The sequence below is a fragment of the Bradyrhizobium sp. 45 genome (genome assembly GCF_023073155.1).
GTDB lineage: Bacteria > Pseudomonadota > Alphaproteobacteria > Rhizobiales > Xanthobacteraceae > Bradyrhizobium > Bradyrhizobium canariense_D.
This window is the reverse complement of sequence record NZ_JADPIX010000006.1, coordinates 13,907-28,330: the sequence shown is the minus strand read 5'-3', so window position 1 is coordinate 28,330 and position 14,424 is coordinate 13,907. Positions and strand designations below refer to the sequence as shown.

Here is a 14,424-nt window from a genome sequence, read left to right as displayed (position 1 = left end):
CGAGCTCCGCGCGGCTGCGCCACGCGTAGCCCGAAGGGCGAAGCGTGGTGGAGCCAGGCGGGATCGAACCGCCGACCTCGTCATTGCGAACGACGCGCTCTCCCAGCTGAGCTATGGCCCCTTTTGTAGGCCGCTCTGGTCAATGCGGCCGACAACCGGGCGCCATTTAAGTCCCCGCCAAGGTCAAGTCAAGGACGGGTGTAACCCGGTTTTAGCCATCCCGGCACCGACTTCCCTTGTTTGGACCGGGGGGAACCGATATCTAGCAGCAGGCGTCAATCCCGACCGCAGCCAGAATTTTCAAAAGTCAGAGTCTTCAAAAGCCATGCGTGCCGTTCTCGACATCGTCATCATCGTGCTCGACCTCTACGTCTGGCTGCTGATCGCGTCCGCGATCCTGTCCTGGCTGATCGCCTTCAACGTCGTGAACACCCGCAACCAGTTCGTTTCGGCGGTGGCGGAGTTCCTGTACCGAATCACCGAGCCGGTCCTGGCTCCGATTCGCAATTTCCTGCCCAGCCTCGGCGGCCTCGACATCTCGCCGATCATCCTGATCCTGCTCATCATGTTCATCGAGCGGGTGATCCTGTATTACATCTACCCGAACGTGATCTAAGCAAGCTGGAGCGCCCTGGGTTGCCAAAGAACCTTGTCATCAAGGAACCTTGGCGTTACGGGGCCGCAGGTATCAGCATCGCGCTGCGGGTGACGCCGCGCGGCGTCCGCGACGACATCGACGGGATCGAGCAGCTCTCCGATGGCCGCAGCGTGCTCAAGGTGCGGGTGCGCGCTATCGCAGATGGCGGCGAGGCCAACAAGGCCGTTCTGGTGCTGCTGGCGAAATCGTTGGGCGTGCCCAAGGCCAGCGTCAAACTCCTGTCGGGAGCGACCTCGCGGCTGAAGCAGATCGCGGTCGACGGCGATCCGGCGCGGCTCGGCGAAGCCCTGCGCCAGCTCGCATCAGCCAAATCGACAGACTGAGGGAACTGACATGACCGCCAAGATCATCGACGGAAAAGTCATCGCCGCAGAACTTCGCGCCCGCGTCGCCGACGAGGTCGCACGCGTCAAGCGCGAGCACAATCTGGTTCCGGGCCTTGCGGTGGTCCTGGTCGGAAGCGACCCGGCGAGCGAGGTCTATGTCCGGTCGAAACACACCCAGACCCAGGCCGCCGGCATGGCCTCGTTCGAGCACAAGCTGCCGGCCGACGTCTCGCAAGCAGATCTCCTGGCGCTGGTCGCAAAACTCAACCGCGATCCCGCCGTGCACGGTATTCTGGTGCAACTACCGCTGCCCAAGGGCCTCAATACCGAGGCGGTCGTCAATGCCATCGACCCCGCCAAGGATGTCGACGGGCTGCATCCGAACAATGCCGGCCGCCTCGCCGGCGGTTTCGAGGCGCTGTCGCCCTGCACGCCGCTCGGCTGCATCATTTTGACCAAGAGCGTGCATGCTTCGCTTGAAGGCATGAACGCCATCGTCATCGGCCGCTCCAACCTCGTCGGCCGACCGCTGGTGCAGCTGTTGCTGAACGAGAACGCCACGGTGACCATCGCGCATTCGCGCTCGCGTGACCTGCCCGGGCTCGTGAGGCGCGCAGACCTCGTCTATGCCGCCGTCGGAAAGTGCGAGATGGTGCGCGGCGACTGGCTGAAGCCGGGGGCGACCGTGATCGACGTCGGCATCAACCGGATTCCGAGGGACGACGGCAAGACGCGTCTCGTCGGCGATGTTGCCTATCAGGAAGCGCTCGCCGTGGCTGGCGCCATCACGCCGGTACCGGGCGGCGTCGGTCAGATGACAGTCGCCTGCCTGCTCGTGAACACGTTGCGCGCGGCCTGCGCGATTGCAGGGCTGCCGAAGCCGGCGGTGTAGTTCACCTCGCCCCGCAAGCGGGGCGAGGGAGCAGAGCTCAGGCCTTCTTCTTTTTCTCGCGATCGATGCCTTCGAGGATCAGCTTGTGCGCATCTTCGGGGCCGCCCCAGCGCAGGATCTTCACCCACTTGCCGGGTTCGAGATCCTTGTAGTGCTCGAAGAAGTGCTGGATCTGCTGGAGCGTGATGTCCGGCAGGTCGGAATACGACTTCACCTTGTCATAGCGCTGCGTCAGCTTCGACGACGGCACCGCAAGAATCTTCTCGTCGCCGCCGGCTTCGTCTTCCATGAACAGCACGCCGACCGGGCGCACGCTCATGACCGCGCCGGGAATGATGGCGCGGGTGTTGATGATGAGGACGTCGCAGGGATCGCCGTCGTCGGACAGCGTGTGCGGAATGAAGCCGTAGTTCCCGGGGTAACGCATCGGCGTGTAGAGGAAGCGGTCAACCACCAGCGTGCCGGCTTCCTTGTCCATCTCGTACTTGATCGGTTCGCCGCCCACGGGGACTTCGATGATGACGTTGACGTCGTGAGGGACGTTTTTCCCGATCGAGACCGCATCGATACGCATTCAAGGCTCCGTTGTTGCCGAGGTTAAATCGCACCCGGCAGCGATTTTGGCGCTGTCATACGCGGGCTTGGCCCGCTGATCCATCGCGTTTTTGTGAAATAATGAATCCGGCGATCACCGGCTCAAGGCAGCGGTATCGACGGAAGGAAAACGCTGCCGGCGGGACTTCAGCAGCTCAATTGGTCCAAGCGAAGGCAACCTTGTCGAGCGACTTCGGCCCGAAACGCTCCGAGGACCGCGCCACCATGCGGCCGCCCAAGGCGCGGTAGAACTCGGTGGCCGGATCGTTGTCCGAGAGCGCCCACACCACCATGCTCTTCAGGCCGCTCTGCATCAGGTCGCGGCGGGCCGCGGTGAACAGGCGGCGACCAAAGCCCAGGCCCTGGAATTCGGGACGCAGATAGAGCTCGTAGACCTCACCGTCGAAATGCAGGCTGCGGGCGCGGTTGCGGCCGTAATTGGCGTAGCCTGCGATCTTGTCGCCGAACACCAGCACGCTGACGCGGCTGCCCTTGCGGATCGCGCTGTCCCACCATTGCGGACCGCGGCGGTTGATCAACTTCTCCAGTTCGGCGCCGGGAATGATGCCCTGATAGGCGGAGCGCCAGGCTTCGTCATGGGTGGACGCCACCGCAGTTGCATCTGCGGCTTTGGCCGGCCGGACCTCGATCAGGGTTGTGCTCATGGACGTGATCAAACCAAGTCGCCGCGCCGGCGGCAAGACCTATCGTTAATTATCGGTTAACGTGTGGACTTTCTGCATCAGTATTTGAACCATGTTGTACCGAAAAAAGACAAGACGCCGATTCGAATGGCACCGGGGTGCTCTGCGCCGGTGCAAAACTGCTTTGCGGCAACGAATGAACGGCAATGGCAACGCAGAAAGTCTGCCGATATTGATTCGTTCCTACTAGTCTAACTGTCGCTGTTCTCGCCTCCGGCAATTCATGCGGATCCCCAACATCCTCGTGCCTTTGGCTCTGCTGGCCTTGCTGGCTGCGCCGCCGGTGTGCGCTCAGGTTTTTGGTTCGTCCGGAGCGGAGGGCGATCCGTTTCGCCGTCAGCAATGGCGCGTGCCGTCGCCGGATACCGACATCGCCGCTCATGCCCGGCTGTTTCGCCCGCCGGGTGCCGGCCCGTTCCGGCTTGCGGTGATCGCGCATGCTTCGACGCAAAATGGCTTGCGGCGCGCGCAAATGTCTCAGCCGGAATACCGCGCACTCACGGCATTCCTCATCGCGCGCGGCTTCGCCGTGCTGGTGCCCGAACGGCTCGGCCATGGTGCGACCGGTGGCCGCTATGTCGAGGACCAGGGTGGCTGCGACGAGGCGGACTACGTGCGCTCGGGCCGCGCAACGGCCGACGAAATCGCGCTCGCGCTGGACTATGTGCGAAAGCAGGATTTTATCCGCAAGGACGCCGCGATCGTGATCGGCCATTCCGCCGGCGGTTGGGGCGCGCTGGCGCTCGCGAATGCCGATCCGAAGGCGATCTCCGCCATCATCGCCATTGCGCCGGGCCGCGGCGGCCATGCCAATGACGAGCCGAACCGGATCTGCGCGCCGCATACGCTTCTCGCCGCGGCGGCTGAATTCGGCAAGGCCGCGCGCATCCCCATCACATGGCTCGTTGCCGCCAATGACAGCTACTTTGCACCGGCATTTTCGCTTGCGTTGGTCGATGCGTTTCGCGGCGGCGGTGGCAAGGTCGACTTCCGAACGACGCCGGCCGTCGGTAGCGAGGGCCACTGGATGATCGAAACCGAGGCAGGCGTCAAAGCCGCGAGTGCCGAGCTTGCGCGTGGGTTGAAGCCGGCGGCTGCCAAAAAGCCATGACGCCGTATTCCTGGTCACGCACCTGATATTGGACAATCGCTAATGCCCAAATGGCCCGACGATGACGTCATCCTGTTCGACGGCGTCTGCATCTTCTGCTCGCGCTGGGTCCGCTTCGTCGCCAAAAGGGACCCGGCGAAGCGGTTTCGCTTCACGCCGATTCAATCTGACTATGGCGCCCGGCTCGCGCGCACGTTCGGCATCGATCCCGCTGATCCCGACACCAATGCCGTGGTTCACGGCGGCGCGGTGTTCATGAAGTCGGACGCTGCGCTGACGGTGCTGTCGCAGCTCCCCGGCTGGGGCTGGGTGCGCGCGTTGTTCGCTGTGCCCAAGCCGCTACGGGACCCGCTCTACAATCTCGTCGCGCGCAACCGATACCGCATCTTCGGCAAGTATGATTCGTGCTTCGTACCGGATGCCGACTTGCGGGCGCGGGTGATCGAGTAGGACGTGGTCAGCGTTGGATTTTCTCTACAAGAGCCACAAATTCTTGCAGGTCCAAAAGGGCTCTTTGTTGAGTCGACTTGTACGTTTCGTGAAGCTTTTTTGGCAAGACAAGTTGCAACGATTTGGTGCGCATTTCGGATGTTTGATTTTCTGAAATTCCGGGCTCTAACGTCAAGAGATGCTTCGTCTTGATCCGGTTCGCTTCAGCTAACACTTGACGCCACCGATCCTTGCAGGTCGATTTTGCGCCGAGCATTACAAGGCGATTTTCTGAAAACGCTGACGAATTGTATTCCTTCGCCCCCGGGAACAGGAAATCCGGTCTATTGTTATTTTCGGTTCGCGCCCCTCTCTCGAACCTTAGCTTGCGGGCAGAAAAAATTGCAGCGAGATGATGCTCAAGAGCCGATCCGGCGCGCGACTTGCGGCGATTCTGGACGCTCAGCGAAAATTTGATGAAGCCTTCAACGTCAGCCTTCTTGCTGAGCATGAAACCGTCGGCCAGCCTTTTCGAGACAATGTGCCGCTCTAGGGTACGGAACAACCTTTCCTCAAATTCGATCCATGTCATGAGCGCGTGATCAGGATCGTCTCTAACACTCGTCTCGGGAGCATGCTTCCTAGCAAACTCAGAGAAGATGCCCGTTGCGGGGAATTCTGCACCAAATTTCTTTAGGAGCGCGTCGAGCCACTCATCCTCAGTAACGATAGCTTCGATTTCGATGAGCTCAAGAATATAGCGAGCCGTGAAAGAAAGTTCCTGACCGCGCTCTCGGCGAAAGTCTCGCTTATTGTCGTCGAAACGGTCTCCGGTTGCACGCAGACCGAATAGCCAAAAGAGTTGCTGCTCAATTGCGCTGCCCGCGGTGCAACTCATCGCAAGCAGTGGACCAGATTTTGGCTTGCAGAAAAACAGCGTGTCGCCAGCGCGCGCCTTCCGAACGACTTCTTCGGCAGCCGCCCGCAAAGAACAGCCGCCCATCGGTCGGTGCCGCCAGCACGGCGCGGTCACCGGCGTGGCCGGGCAGGGCGTGCGAGTAGGAGCCTCTCGCGAAGGGGTCGTGGGCCCAGCGCGACTCGTAGAGCGGCTTCAGCTTTCGCCTGATGTCGTTGCCGAGGAAGCCTGCGATCTCCTCGATGCTTTGGGCGGCAATGGCGCCGTCGCCCGCGTCTTCCAGTTCGCGTGCAAAGCTGCCGCCGAAAAAGCCTTCGATGCAGGGCTGGCCGAACGGGCGGATATGATAGGTGCCCATGTCAGTGCGCATCGTGGCGCCGCGCAAATTACCTTCCTTCGGGAAGGCTTCGGCATCGTCGAGCGCCAGCGTCACCTTGTCATCGACACCGAGCGGCAGGCCGGCCGCGGCGTCGACCTTGGCGGGGAGAGGTGGCGAGAAGCGGATCGCCTCATTGGCGATCAGATTGGTCGGCACGGTGACGATCACCTTGTCCGCGGTCAGCGTGCCCTGCGATGTCTCGATGCGGATGCGCTGGTCGGAATGATCGATCAGCGTGACGTTGCAGTTCAGCGCCACCGGGCATGGCGCGCCATAGGCCGCGATCAGCGCGCCGTAGCCGCGGCGGACGCGCCAGTTGAGGTCGCTGTCCTCATACGCGTCCCAGTCCAGCGTCGACATGTCCTTCAGTTCGCAGCCGTTGATGTAGGTCGAGATCGCGTCGATCATGGGATTCCAGCGATTGCCGGGCTCCAGGCTGAAGCTCGCGGGGACATCCTGGCCCTTCTGGGCGGTCTCCCACAGCCGCTGATAGAAGGCGTCCATGGCGTGCATGAAATCATCGCGCTCGGCTTTCGGAAACGCGTCGCCATAGGCGCGCTCGCGCCAGGGCGGGAGGTCCTTGTTGACCTCGAAATCGAGCTGCTTTGCAATCGCGACGAAGGAGTTGTTGTCCGCCGAATGCAGCCAACCGCAGCCGACGTCGAAGGTGACTTCGGGCGAGGCCTGCACCGTCCAGGCCCGGCCACCGAGCCGGTTACGCGCCTCGAGCACGATCACGGAGAGGCCGGAGCCTGCCAGCGCATGCGCCGCGCCGAGACCGGCGGCGCCCGCACCGATGATCGCGACGTCGACGGAGGAGGGGAGGGACATAGCGGTCAATTTCATCGTCATGCCCGGGCTTGTCCCGGGCATCCACGTCATTGACACCAGTATCGAAGACGTGGATGGCCGGGACAAGCCCGGCCATGACGCATTCGTCGTGTGTCCGAGTGGCCTTAAGCCACCGCTTCCTTGGATTTTTCCGCGCGCTTGCGCTCGTTCGGGTCGAGGTGCCGCTTGCGCAGGCGGATCGACTTCGGCGTGATCTCCACCAGCTCGTCGTCCTCGATATAGGCCAGCGCCTTTTCCAGCGTCATGCGGATCGGCGGGGTCAGGCGCACCGCTTCGTCCTTCGACGTGGTTCGGATGTTGGTGAGCTGCTTGCCCTTGAGCACGTTGATCTCGAGGTCGTTGTCGCGGGTATGCTCGCCGACGATCATGCCCTTGTAGACCTTCCAGCCCGGCTCGATCATCATCGGGCCGCGATCTTCCAGCTTGAACATGGCGTAAGCCACCGCTTCGCCCTGGTCGTTGGAGATCAGCACGCCGTTGCGGCGGCCCTGGATCTCGCCCTTGTACGGCGCGTAGCCGTGGAACAGACGGTTCATGATCGCGGTGCCGCGGGTATCGGTGAGCAGCTCGCCCTGGTAGCCGATCAGGCCGCGGGTCGGCGCGTAGAACACCAGCCGCAGACGGTTGCCGCCGGACGGCTTCATCTCGATCAGCTCGGACTTGCGCTCGCTCATCTTCTGCACGACGACACCGGAATGCTCCTCGTCGACGTCGATGACGACTTCCTCGATCGGCTCGAGGGTGGCGCCGGTGGCCTCGTCCTTCTGAAATACGACACGCGGACGCGACACCGAAAGCTCGAAGCCCTCGCGGCGCATGGTCTCGATCAGGATCGCGAGCTGCAATTCGCCACGGCCTGAAACTTCCATCGCGTCCTTGTCGGAGGCTTCGACGACCCGCAGCGCAACGTTGCCCTCGGACTCGCGCAGCAGGCGGTCGCGGATCATGCGGCTGGTGACCTTGTCGCCTTCGGTGCCGGCGAGCGGCGAGTTGTTGACGATGAAGGACATCGACACGGTCGGGGGGTCGATCGGCTGCGCCACCAGCGGGGTGTCGACCGACGGATCGCAGAAGGTGTCGGCGACGGTGCCCTTGGTCAGGCCGGCGATGGCGACGATGTCGCCTGCCTCGGCTTCGTCGAGAGGAGTGCGCTCGATGCCGCGGAAGGCGAGGATCTTGGTGATGCGGCCCTGCTCGATCGTCTTGCCGTCGGCGCCCAGCACCTTCACGGCCTGGTTCGGCTTGATCGAGCCTGAGGAAATACGGCCGGTGATGATGCGGCCGAGATAGGGGTTGGCTTCCAGAATGGTGCCGATCATGCGGAACGGGCCTTCCTCGACGGTCGGCGGCGCGACATGGCGCACGATCAGGTCGAACAGCGGCTGCATGCCGGCTTCCTGCGACCCGTCCGGGCTCTCGGCCATCCAGCCTTGCTTGGCCGACCCGTAGAGGATCGGGAAGTCGAGCTGCTCCTCGCTGGCGTCGAGCGCCGCGAACAGGTCGAACACCTCGTTGATGACTTCGGTTGCCCGCGCGTCGGGACGGTCAACCTTGTTGATCACGACGATCGGCTTCAAACCGACCTTGAGCGCCTTGGAGACCACGAATTTGGTCTGCGGCAGCGGCCCCTCGGCGGCGTCGACCAGCACCAGCGCGCCGTCCACCATGTTGAGGATGCGCTCGACCTCGCCGCCGAAATCGGCGTGGCCTGGGGTATCGACGATGTTGATGCGGGTGTCCTTCCACTGCACCGAGGCCGCCTTGGCCAGAATGGTGATGCCGCGCTCGCGCTCCAGATCGTTGGAGTCCATGGCGCGCTCAGTCACCTTCTGGTTCTCGCGATAGGTGCCGGATTGCTGGAGGAGGCGGTCGACCAGGGTCGTCTTGCCGTGGTCGACGTGGGCGATGATGGCGATGTTGCGAAGATTCATGAGTGGGCTTCTTTGCGGTCGGACAATGGGTTAAGCGCGATCTCGCCGGTCAGACCGGGACCTCTTCTCGAAACAACGCTTGAAGACTGGAAACGGGGCGCTTTCCGCCCAAAAGGGAAAGCCCGGCATATCGACCGGGCACCCTACGCGTTGCGGCGCAATATAGGCAAAAACCGCCAAAAAACAATGTGTTCTTTGGCCGTTGGTTGATTGAATTTTGTCCGGGAATTCCCGGGGGTTAGGCGAAAAGCCGGGCTCAGCCGCGCCGGCCCTTGATCGCGGCCCAGATCAGGGCGACCCCGCCCAGCCCCACGACCAGGCCTACGAACACCAGCGGTGCCACGTCGGAACCCATCCGGCCGCCCTCGATCACCGACATTCCGCCGAACAGCAATGCGCAGGCACCGGGTAGCAGCATGAGGATCCCGAAGATCGCCATGATCGCGGTCAGGCAGCCGCCGCGCTTGTTCGGCGGGGCAGGAGGCGGTCCCGGAGGGGCTGGCGGCGGCGTGTCGCTGATGCTCATGCCTGCAGGACTCCTGCGGTTGACTGCGCCGCCAGTTCGGCGCGGATGCCGTCGATCTTTCCGTTTCGGTAGAACAGATTGTAGGTGTCGAACGGGATGATCGCGCCGTTCTCGGTGACGAAATGGATGCAGCTGCGCTTGACGTTGCCGACGCAGAAATTGAAGCGATCGAGAAACTGCACGATGGTGACGCGGAATACGTTCTCGTACGTGATTCCCTGCGGCACCTCGAAGCTCGGCAGGCAGCACAGCAATTCGCAGACGCGCTCGCTCGTGTTCAGCGGTCCCGAGGACAGCGAGAACAGATCGATGAATTTCTCCCTCAGCGCCGGATGCTTCTCCGGGCTTATCGTATTGGGCAACAATGCGACGAGTTGCTCCTGCGGGATCAGCGAGGTCAGCGGCAGCACTTTCTTGCCGTTGCGCAGGCCGTAACCGATCGAGATGCTTTCGGGATTGCAGGGCAGCGGGATCATGTCCTTGTCGCCGAACACGCCGGTTTCGACCACGCGCTTGCGGATCTCCGACAGCATGATGCGATCGGTGTTCTTGTCGAAATTTTCGTTGCGGCCGGCGTCCTGCACCGGCTGCAGCGTGACGCCGCGAACGCACTTCCAGGTCAGCGCGTGGCGGACGATGTCGCCGATCTCGGCATCGTTGACACCGCGCTTGATGGTCGCCACCAGCGTGGTCGATACGCCGTAATGCTCGAGATTCTCCAGCGCCTGCTGACGGATCTTGCGCAAATCCGCGCCGCGCAGATTGATCAAAGCGTCGCGTTCGAGCGAGTCGAACTGGAGATAGACCTCGAGCCCGCGCTTGTTCTCGGCGAGCCGCGCCACGAAATCCTTTTCGCGGGCGATACGCAGGCCGTTGGTGTTGATCATGACATGGCGGATCGGGCGGGCGCGCACCGCATCGAGGATCGCGAAGAAGTCGGGATGCAGCGTCGGCTCGCCGCCGGAGATCTGCACCAAATCAGGCTCGCCCTCGCTCGCGACCAGCGCGTCCAGCATTCGCTCGACCTTGGCCAGCGGCGTGAAGCTGGTCCGCGCCGGCGAGGAATCGGCAAAGCACACCGGGCAGGTCAGATTGCAATGCTCGGTGATCTCGATCAGCGCGAGGCAGGAATGCTGCTCGTGGTCGGGGCACAGGCCGCAATCATAGGGGCAGCCGAATTCGGTATGCCGTTGAAAGGCCAGCGGCCGGTCGCCCGGCTTGATGAAATCCTTGCACAGGCGCCAATACGCGGCGTCCGTCGACACGAGCGTGGACTGGACGCCATGCTCCTTGCAGCGCTTCTCGTACCAAACCTCGTTGTCGAGGATCTGGATCTTGGCCGGCACCAGCTTCAGGCAGGTCTCGCAGAGAGATTGGGTCTGGCCCCAGAAGATATAGGGACGCGACTTACGCAACGGCGCGTTCATGCATGGGTCTCGCATTGGGCGCCCTCGCCAGCATGACGACGGCGTAGAGCAGGATGGACAGCGACAGCAGGTGAAACAGCGTGAAGGGGCCGATCAGCGTGCCGTAGGGCTTGAGGAATTCCCACAGGAAGCGCTGTGCTCCATAGTAGACGAGGACGAGGTAGAAACCATTGGTGATCACAAACGCGCTCCGGTTCAAGACCGCCACCACGTAGAGCAGCGCGAACACCCCCATCGCGGCGCTTTCGTAGAGCTGCACGGGATGGCGCGGGATGCCGTCGGCGAAATCATGGCCCCAGGGCCATGCCGTCGGCGTGCCGTAGGTGAAATCGTCGAGGCCCGCGAAAAAGCAGCCGAGCCGGCCGATCGCGATGCCGAGCGCCAGCGGCAGCGCAAAACGGGCGCCGGTTCGGACCGTGATCCCTGCGGACCATTTGTAGAGCTCGATCGCCAAGATGCCGCCGACCAGCGCTCCTTCCACGGAGCGCGCGATGCCGCTCTGGCCCGACAGCCACAGATTGGCGGAGCCGAACAGATAGGCGCCGAGCCCCGCGCCGAACACCAAAGCGGCGAGGTAGGACCGCTCAAAGGATTGCGCCGGAAACCGCAAGCCCTGTCGCGACAGCCCGTAGAGCGCCACGGCCGCAGTCAGCCACGCCGCGATGTCGAAGAGAGTGTGAAGGAAAGCCCCGCTCATGCGGGGACATTAGCCCAGGTTCCCCCGCGGCGGGATAGTGCGGCCGCTTCTTATCCCCGAAGAGGAGCGAGTCAGGCGGCTAGCCGGCCTGCCTCTCCTCGGTCGGATAGACGCCGCGCAGCACCTCCTCGAAGTGCATCTTCACGGCCTCGTTGCACAGGCAGGAGCGCAGGCGCAGGCCCTCGCGGTTGCGGACCAGGATCGATCCGCGTCGCGTGTCGAGCACGCCCTCCGCCTTGAACGACTGGAGCACGCGGCTGGCATAGCTGCGGCCGACGCCGAGCAGTGTCGCGAGTTGCTCGTGCGTCAGAGGCACGCTGCTCTCGTCGCCGGTCCGCTCCATAGCGGCCAGCATCCATTTGGCGGTGCGCTGCTCGATCGAGTGAATGGCGTTGCAGGCGGTGGACTGGAAGATCTGAGCCAGCATGCAGTCGGCGTAACGAGCGAAGACATGGCGCAACGAGGGCGAGCGCTGCTTGGCGGCCTCCAGCTTGCTGACGTGAATTCGCGCAAACGGCCCGCCGAATTTCACGCAGATCCGGGTATAGGCCGGCAGATAACCCTCGCTGACGATGCCGCCCACCGCGCCTTCGCGGCCGACCAGGATGGTCTCGACATCGCGGCCGTCCTCATTGGGAACGAGGAAGGTTGCAAGCGACGGTCCGCAGGGGAAGTGGACGACCTGGACGTCGTCGCCGGGGTTGTAGAGCAGCTCATTCGCTGCGGCGCTTTCGAGCATGACATGCGGCGCAAGCAGGGCGAAGTCGGCCGGGCTCAAGCGCCGCAGCAGATTGTTGGTCGGCCGGCTATCGATCTCGGTGGCGTTGCTGGTCCGCGCGTCCATCTTAAACTCCCATCCGCCTCCACATTTAGCGAGTTCCGACGAGGTCCTGTGTGCACAAGTAGACAGACCTAACAACTGTGATGTGGTGGTTTCGTTCCGGGAACCTCCGCGCCGGGTACAGGCGTCGTGACGCGGTATCCCAGTCAGAGAAACCTCATGCTCCAAGTTACGATGATGGCACCCGCTGTTTCCGATGGTTCAAACTGTCCCGCCGATGTGCTCATTGTCGAGGACGATCCGATCATCGCGATCGACTTCGAAGATCGCCTGCTCGGATTTGGCGTGAAGAGCGTCCGCACGGTAGGTTCAGTGGCGCAGGCGCTGACCGCAATCGCGGCGCACGCCCCCGAATTCGCCTTGCTCGACGTCGGTTTGAGTCGCGAGAACAGCTTTGCGGTCGCCGAACGGCTCGCGGCGCTGAAAATTCCCTTTGTGTTCGTCACCGGCTACGGCGCTGACGCGCGCATCCCGCCCGAATTCGCCGGCCAGCCGCGATTGCAGAAGCCGTGTTCGAGCGACGCGCTGGAGGCGGCGCTCCAGGTCCGCGCGGCGAACTAGCGATACGGCGTCAGGCCGGCTTCGGATCGAGCGTGGTTGACCACAGCGCGACGTCGGCGCGGTCGCGCAAGGTCACCGTCATCTGGCCGGAAGCGCCGTCGATCTTGACGTGACCGAAGAACTGCATGCCGGCGGATGGCGGCAGGTTCTGGTTGTCTTTCCCGGGCGCCTTGACGAAACGCACCTCCGGCCCAAACGTATTGTCGAGCGCGTTCGGACCGAATGTGCCCGCGTGAAGCGGGCCCGACACGAACTCCCAGAACGGCTCGAAATCCTGGAATTGCGCCTTGTTCGGATCGTAATAATGCGCGGCCGCGTAATGCACGTCCGCCGTGAGCCACACGGTGTTGCTGACCGGCGCCATCTTGATGAAACGCAGGATGTCGGCGATCTCGAACTCGCGGCCGCGCACCGGGCCGTCGCCCTGCGCAATGGCTTCCGATCCCCCCTTCGGCGTGTCTGACACGACGAGGCTGAGCGGCATGTCGGAGGCGATCACTTTCCAGGTCGCGCGAGAATTCAACAGGCCGCGCTTGAGCCAGGCGATCTGGTCCGGGCCGAGGAAATAGCTGGCCGGGTCGTAAACGGTTTCGAGGTTGGGGCCGTTCGGGCCGCGATAGCTGCGCTCGTCGAGCACGAACACGTCGAGATGGGGACCATAGGAGATCTGGCGATAGACGCGGCCGGGCTCGACGATGCTCTCGCGCATCGGATACATCTCGTGGAAGGCACGGCTTGCGCGGGCCGCAAGCAGTGCGATGTCGCGCTCCTTGTAGGTCGCCGGCAGCTCCTTCGACAGCGACCAGTTGTTGGTCACCTCATGGTCGTCCCACTGCACGAAGATCGGCACTTCGGCATTGAAGGCGCGAAGATTGTCGTCGGTGAAATTGTATTTGTGCGCGGCGCGGTACTCGTCCAGCGTCTCGGCGACCTTGGCCTTCTCGGGAATCGTGACGTTCTTCCAGATCTTGCCGTCCGCGAGCTTCACCTCGGACTGGATAGGGCCGTCGGCATAGATGGTGTCACCGGAGTGCAGGAAGAAATCCGGACGGTGCTTGCGCATCGCCGAGAAGGTGAACATGCCGCCGTCATCAGGGTTGATGCCCCAGCCTTGTCCTGCGACGTCGCCGCCCCAGACGAAGCTGACGTCGCGACGGTCGGCGGGTGCGGTGCGGAAGCGGCCGGTCACCGGCTCGCCCTCCACCGCGGTGTGCGAAAGATCGCGGAAGCGGACGCGATAAAAAATGTCCTGTCCGCCCGGCAGGTTTTCGATCAGCATCTTCGCGGTGAAGTCGCTGTCGGGCAGCGCCGCGATCGGCGGCAGCGCGCGGGCATCCCTGAACGACTCCGTCGTCGCCACCTCGACCAGCATCTGTGCGGGCCGGTCGGTGCGCGCCCAGACCACGCCGCTGTCGACGGTGACGTCGCCCGACTGCACGCCATGGGTCACCGCCGGCCGGTCGGCCGCGCGGGAGAGATGGGGCATTGCGACCGCGCCGAGCGCGCCGGCGCTGGTCGTCAGGAAACGGCGGCGGGAGAATTTGATGTTCATGAAGACGGTCTCGATATCGCGTGAGGCG

Annotated in this window: 16 protein-coding genes and 1 tRNA gene; 6 read left to right on the top strand and 11 right to left on the bottom strand. The window is 63.2% G+C overall.

The window, feature by feature from the left end:
• Window positions 1-45 precede the first annotated feature (45 nt).
• Window positions 46-121, bottom strand: a tRNA-Ala gene (locus IVB42_RS00665).
• Window positions 122-325: 204 nt separating this feature from the next.
• Between IVB42_RS00665 and IVB42_RS00660 the strand changes: the two genes are divergently transcribed.
• The 3 genes from IVB42_RS00660 to folD are packed head-to-tail and all read left to right on the top strand — an operon-like array spanning window position 326 to window position 1,876.
• A complete protein-coding gene (locus IVB42_RS00660) occupies window positions 326-616 on the top strand; it encodes a YggT family protein (RefSeq protein WP_007598721.1) in 291 nt (96 codons plus the stop codon).
• A 20-nt stretch (window positions 617-636) separates the two neighbouring features.
• The gene (locus tag IVB42_RS00655; protein ID WP_018459744.1) at window positions 637-981 is read left to right on the top strand and encodes a DUF167 domain-containing protein; all 345 of its coding nucleotides are present in this window, start codon (window positions 637-639) and stop codon (window positions 979-981) included.
• Window positions 982-991: 10 nt separating this feature from the next.
• The gene (folD, locus tag IVB42_RS00650) at window positions 992-1,876 is read left to right on the top strand and encodes a bifunctional methylenetetrahydrofolate dehydrogenase/methenyltetrahydrofolate cyclohydrolase FolD (RefSeq protein WP_018459745.1); all 885 of its coding nucleotides are present in this window, start codon (window positions 992-994) and stop codon (window positions 1,874-1,876) included.
• 37 nt (window positions 1,877-1,913) lie between these two features.
• Here folD and ppa read toward each other — a convergent pair whose 3' ends face one another.
• Both ppa and IVB42_RS00640 read right to left on the bottom strand, forming a co-directional pair.
• Window positions 1,914-2,450 (bottom strand): inorganic diphosphatase, encoded by a 537-nt coding sequence (ppa, locus tag IVB42_RS00645; protein WP_007604168.1) that lies wholly within the window; start codon window positions 2,448-2,450, stop codon window positions 1,914-1,916.
• Window positions 2,451-2,625: 175 nt separating this feature from the next.
• On the bottom strand, window positions 2,626-3,135 hold the full coding sequence (locus IVB42_RS00640; RefSeq protein WP_007598725.1) for a GNAT family N-acetyltransferase: 510 nt from the start codon (window positions 3,133-3,135) through the stop codon (window positions 2,626-2,628).
• Window positions 3,136-3,397: 262 nt separating this feature from the next.
• On the opposite strand from IVB42_RS00640, the gene IVB42_RS00635 reads away from it, so the two are divergent.
• Window positions 3,398-4,285 carry an alpha/beta fold hydrolase gene (locus IVB42_RS00635; RefSeq protein WP_018459747.1) on the top strand — a complete coding sequence of 296 codons (888 nt, stop codon included), beginning with the start codon at window positions 3,398-3,400 and terminating at the stop codon, window positions 4,283-4,285.
• 42 nt (window positions 4,286-4,327) lie between these two features.
• Complete coding sequence (locus IVB42_RS00630; RefSeq protein WP_018459748.1) at window positions 4,328-4,735, top strand: thiol-disulfide oxidoreductase DCC family protein; 408 nt, start codon at window positions 4,328-4,330, stop codon at window positions 4,733-4,735.
• A gap of 7 nt (window positions 4,736-4,742) precedes the next feature.
• On the opposite strand, the gene IVB42_RS00625 is transcribed toward IVB42_RS00630, so the two are convergent.
• The 7 genes from IVB42_RS00625 to IVB42_RS00595 all read right to left on the bottom strand — a co-directional run bounded on the left by IVB42_RS00625 (window position 4,743) and on the right by IVB42_RS00595 (window position 12,286).
• Window positions 4,743-5,612, bottom strand: a complete 870-nt coding sequence (locus IVB42_RS00625) for a type II restriction endonuclease (protein ID WP_247370613.1) — start codon at window positions 5,610-5,612, stop codon at window positions 4,743-4,745.
• Window positions 5,584-6,840, bottom strand: coding sequence for an NAD(P)/FAD-dependent oxidoreductase (locus IVB42_RS00620; protein WP_247338195.1), 1,257 nt, complete (start codon window positions 6,838-6,840; stop codon window positions 5,584-5,586). Before IVB42_RS00620 ends, IVB42_RS00625 begins: the two co-directional genes overlap by 29 nt.
• 125 nt (window positions 6,841-6,965) lie before the next feature.
• Window positions 6,966-8,792 (bottom strand): translational GTPase TypA, encoded by a 1,827-nt coding sequence (typA, locus tag IVB42_RS00615; RefSeq protein ID WP_018459751.1) that lies wholly within the window; start codon window positions 8,790-8,792, stop codon window positions 6,966-6,968.
• 256 nt (window positions 8,793-9,048) lie between these two features.
• Window positions 9,049-9,318: a hypothetical protein gene (locus tag IVB42_RS00610; protein ID WP_018459752.1), complete on the bottom strand. Its 270-nt coding sequence runs from the start codon at window positions 9,316-9,318 to the stop codon at window positions 9,049-9,051.
• Window positions 9,315-10,745, bottom strand: coding sequence for a radical SAM protein (locus IVB42_RS00605; RefSeq protein WP_018459753.1), 1,431 nt, complete (start codon window positions 10,743-10,745; stop codon window positions 9,315-9,317). The genes IVB42_RS00610 and IVB42_RS00605 overlap by 4 nt, the downstream gene beginning before the upstream one ends.
• On the bottom strand, window positions 10,726-11,442 hold the full coding sequence (locus tag IVB42_RS00600) for a prolipoprotein diacylglyceryl transferase family protein (RefSeq protein ID WP_247295794.1): 717 nt from the start codon (window positions 11,440-11,442) through the stop codon (window positions 10,726-10,728). Before IVB42_RS00600 ends, IVB42_RS00605 begins: the two co-directional genes overlap by 20 nt.
• 79 nt (window positions 11,443-11,521) lie before the next feature.
• Window positions 11,522-12,286, bottom strand: a complete 765-nt coding sequence (locus IVB42_RS00595; RefSeq protein WP_018459755.1) for a Crp/Fnr family transcriptional regulator — start codon at window positions 12,284-12,286, stop codon at window positions 11,522-11,524.
• 156 nt (window positions 12,287-12,442) lie between these two features.
• On the opposite strand from IVB42_RS00595, the gene IVB42_RS00590 reads away from it, so the two are divergent.
• On the top strand, window positions 12,443-12,844 hold the full coding sequence (locus IVB42_RS00590) for a response regulator (protein ID WP_026233873.1): 402 nt from the start codon (window positions 12,443-12,445) through the stop codon (window positions 12,842-12,844).
• Window positions 12,845-12,854: 10 nt separating this feature from the next.
• On the opposite strand, the gene IVB42_RS00585 is transcribed toward IVB42_RS00590, so the two are convergent.
• Window positions 12,855-14,396: an alkaline phosphatase D family protein gene (locus IVB42_RS00585; RefSeq protein ID WP_018459757.1), complete on the bottom strand. Its 1,542-nt coding sequence runs from the start codon at window positions 14,394-14,396 to the stop codon at window positions 12,855-12,857.
• Window positions 14,397-14,424 lie beyond the last annotated feature (28 nt).